4 protein-coding genes are annotated in these 3,575 nt (G+C 70.0%); all 4 read right to left on the reverse strand.

Going from position 1 to position 3,575, the window contains the following annotated elements; all coding sequences use genetic code 11:
• Positions 1-95: 95 nt before the first annotated feature.
• Positions 96-908 carry a DUF4198 domain-containing protein gene (locus tag AC27IQ_RS20490; RefSeq protein WP_487090590.1) on the reverse strand — a complete coding sequence of 271 codons (813 nt, stop codon included), beginning with the start codon at positions 906-908 and terminating at the stop codon, positions 96-98.
• 47 nt (positions 909-955) lie between these two features.
• Positions 956-1,480, reverse strand: a complete 525-nt coding sequence (locus AC27IQ_RS20495) for a DUF2271 domain-containing protein (RefSeq protein WP_317359737.1) — start codon at positions 1,478-1,480, stop codon at positions 956-958.
• Positions 1,481-1,501: 21 nt separating this feature from the next.
• Positions 1,502-2,128 (reverse strand): PepSY-associated TM helix domain-containing protein, encoded by a 627-nt coding sequence (locus AC27IQ_RS20500; RefSeq protein WP_487090591.1) that lies wholly within the window; start codon positions 2,126-2,128, stop codon positions 1,502-1,504.
• Between the two features lie 504 nt (positions 2,129-2,632).
• On the reverse strand, positions 2,633-3,575 hold a 943-nt coding region (locus tag AC27IQ_RS20505; RefSeq protein WP_487090592.1), incomplete at its 5' end, for a Bug family tripartite tricarboxylate transporter substrate binding protein.

Raw genomic sequence — 3,575 nt, forward strand, 5'->3', positions numbered from 1 at the left:
GGCCGCTGTCGGCAGCACTTCGGTGGTGGCGCTGCTGCGGCCACCGCCCTGCAGCGGCACGCCCGCATAGCGCACCCGCACGGGGGCGGACGGGGTCAGGGCAGTACCTCCAACGTGCCCACGTACGACAGGCGGCGTTCCTTGGCCTGGGGCAGCGACACCTTGTCGTCCCTGGCATCGGCATCGACCCAGTACATGCCGGCCTGCGGCCATGTCACGCTGAACTCGCCCTTGGCATCGGTGGTGGCCTTGATCTCGTCCTGCTTGTCGCGGTAGCGCGTGGCACCCGCCACCAGCACCACCTCCAGCCCGGCGGCGGGCTTGCCGTCGATGTGGAAGGCGAAGGTGGCCTTGTCGCCCTTCACCAGGTCGTTGGGGTGCGTCACGGGCACCAGCTCCAGCCCCTTGCCACTGGCCTTCACGGCGCTGGGCTTGCCCACCGTCACGTAGGTTTCGATGCGCCCGGCCGACTGCGTGACCTTGAGGTCCTGGGCGTCGGCAGGCACCTCGGCCGCGAATTTTTCCGCCGTGCCGCGCCAGCGCCTGGGCTGGCCGGCCTTGTCCTTGTAGGTGGCGAACAGGCCGTCGTTCAAAACGGCCAGGCGATAGGTGCCGGTCTGCGTGAGGTTCAGGTCGAACACGCTGCGCAGCTTGCCCTTGTGGGCGTTCTCGGGCGCCACGGCACTGCCGTCGGGGGCGGTGACGGTGAGGTTTTCCAGGCCCAGCGGGAAGTGGTTGAAAAAGAACAGGTCGTTGGACACCGCGGCGTCCACCGTGATCCATTCGGCCTTGGACAGCACGGTGGTGGACGGCAGCAGCCACACGTTGTGGGCTTGCGCGGAGGTGAACGCGCCGCAGAGGGCGACGAGGCAGGCAGCGGCGAGGCGCGATGGGGTCTTGGAATGCATGCGGAAACTCCGGACGGATGGGAATGGTGTGTGAAGGGCTTGCCGGGTCAGGGCTTGAGTTCGAGCGTGATCTCGCCCAACTCCGTGGTGCCCTTGGCCCGCAGGGGCTCGCCCTTGGCGGCGGGCCAGGCGAAAGGCACGGTCACCACCTCGCGGCCGCCGACCTCGCGCGCGGCCTCCACCACCAGCTTGTAGTTGCCGGCGGGCAGCCGGGCGAGCGGGTTGGCGCCTTCGGTGAACTGCAGCAGGTGCTTGCCGGCAGGGCGCGTGGGACTGGTCACGCCGTCGATCGGCACCGACAGTTCGCGGCCCGTGCGGCGCCACCACTGGCGCATGTCCTTGAGCCACTTGCTGCCCTCGGCGTCCTTCATCTTCACGTCGTACCAGACGGCCAGGGTGGAGGCCACGGTGGCATCGGCGCGCTCGACCCACACGGCCACGTACGGGCGGTGGTATTCGGCCACGTCCAGGCGCGGGATCTCGATCCCCACGCCGAGCCCGGCCGCGAAGGCGGGCGCGCCCAGGCAGGCCCCCATCGCCACGGTGTAGCGCAGCTGCAAATGCTTTTTCATGGGCATTTTTCCTCTTTCGGTTCAGTGGATAAACAGGAACGCCAGCAGGGCCGGCAGCACCAGGCCCAGGCCGACCATCGGCCACGTGAAGGGCCGGTTGCCGGCGTGCATCTTCAGGATGAACAGGCCCGTGATGCAGAACACCAGGCAGGCGGCGGCGAAGGCGTTGATGAACCAGCTCCATGCCGCGCCCGTGTTGCGGCCCTTGTGCAGGTCGTTGAAGTAGGAGATCCAGCCCCGGTCGGTGCGTTCGTACTCGGCCTCGCCATCCGCCAGGCCCACGCGGATCCAGGCGTCGCCGCCGGGGCGCGGCAGCGAGACATAGACCTCGTCGGCAGACCACTCGGCCTCGCGCCCTGCCGTGTCGACGGACCACTGCGCCCGCGCCCAATCCTGCAGGGCCGGCGGCCAGGGTGCGCGGGCCTGCCCGACGGGGGGCGCCACAGCCTGGAGTACCGGTGCGGGCACGGTCGCCCGCAAGCTGGTGACCCGGGGCTTGGCCTCGATCTGGCCGGCGTGGTTGAGCGTGAACCCGGTCACCGCGAACAGCAGCATGCCGACGAGGCAGATGGCGGAACTCACCCAGTGCCATTCATGCAGGGTCTTGAGCCAGCGGGCGCGGCGGCGAGGGTCCGGAGGGCGGGTCATGCGGGAACGGAAGGGGCCGGATGGGGGACAGGGAGCGAGCCACCGCACAGGGCGGCGCCCGGGAAAACCCGCAATTCTAGGGCGCCCAATTGAAAATGAATCGCATTTGCAAAATCTTTACCCAGAGGTCGCCGGCGCAGCGACCCGCGGGCCAGGGGTCGCGTGCCGCGCGCCTGGCACCGCTGGAGGCCGGCTTTGGCGTCGACATGAAACGCCTGTCGCCCACGGGGGCGCGCCCCCCCGACAGGCTTGCCGTCACACGGCGGCGATGGCGTGATGGCGGGAGGGAGGTTGACTGGCTCGGCCGCCCGCCGAACGCGGGCGCGGGCGCGGGCGTGAACGCCGAAGGCATTCGAACGGCATCGATCTGGCGGAGCGACCCGTTTCGCATCGCAAGGTCGCTTCAGCGCCTGGGGCGCGACGCACCGCGTGAACCGGGGCCTGCGCGGCCCCTTCTGAGCGCCATGCCGGCCCGCGCGAAGGCCGGTGCGTGGCGGCTGCGTTTCAGTCCATCTTCACGTTCGCGCTTTTCACCACCTGCGCCATGCGTGCGGCCTCGCTGCGAAAGAACGCCGCCGCCTGCTCGGGCGGTGTGAGCTTGATGTCGTAGCCCTGGGCCAGCAGGGCCTCGCGCGCCTCGGGCATCTCCATGGCGGCCTTGAAGCCGTTGTACAGCCGCGCCACCTCGGCCTTGGGCAGGCCCGTGGGGCCGATGGGGGCGATCCACCCTTCCAGCTCGAAGCCCGACAGGCCCTGCTCGGCGATGGTGGGCACGCTGGGCAGCGTGGGCACGCGCACGGCGGTGGTGACGCCCAGCGCGCGCAGCGCGCCCGCCTTGATGTGCGCCGCGGCTGGCGCCACGGCCACGACACCCAGTTGCACCTGTCCACCCAGGATGTCGTTCATCAGCGGCCCCATGCCCCTGTACGGGATGTGCTTGATGTCCACCTGCGCCTGGTCCACGAACATCGCCGCTCCCAGGTGCAGGATGGTGCCGTTGCCGGACGAGCCGTAGTTCAGCACGCCGGGTTTGGCCCTGGCATACGCGATCAGCTCCTGCACGGTCTTGGCCGGCACCGACGGATGGGCGACCAGCACGAAGGGCGTGGCACCCAGCACGGTGATGGGCGTGATGTCGGCCAGCGAATCGAACGGAATGTTCTTGTAGACGGCCGGGTTCACCACGTGGTTGTTCGAGACGACACCGATCACCGACCCGTCCCGCGGCGCCCGCACGATCTGCGCCGTGCCGGTGATGCCGCCCGCGCCGGGCAGGTTCTCGATCACGACCGGATGGCCCAGGGCCTTGGCCAGGCTGTTGCTGATGGCGCGGATGGCGCCGTCCGCGCCCGAGCCGGCCGACAGCGGCAGGATCACGCGCAGCGGCTTGTCGCCCGGCTGCGCGTTGGCCAGGCCCGGCACCGCGAGCGCAGCGGCGCCCCAGGCC

This window comes from Acidovorax sp. KPB24-07 (genome assembly GCF_057543315.1).

Excerpts from the sequence above, each read along its gene's own strand:
- AC27IQ_RS20490 (WP_487090590.1), bottom strand. The coding sequence starts at position 908 with ATGCATTCCAAGACCCCATCGCGCCTCGCCGCTGCCTGCCTCGTCGCC.
- AC27IQ_RS20495 (WP_317359737.1), bottom strand. The coding sequence starts at position 1,480 with ATGAAAAAGCATTTGCAGCTGCGCTACACCGTGGCGATGGGGGCCTGC.
- AC27IQ_RS20500 (WP_487090591.1), bottom strand. The coding sequence starts at position 2,128 with ATGACCCGCCCTCCGGACCCTCGCCGCCGCGCCCGCTGGCTCAAGACC.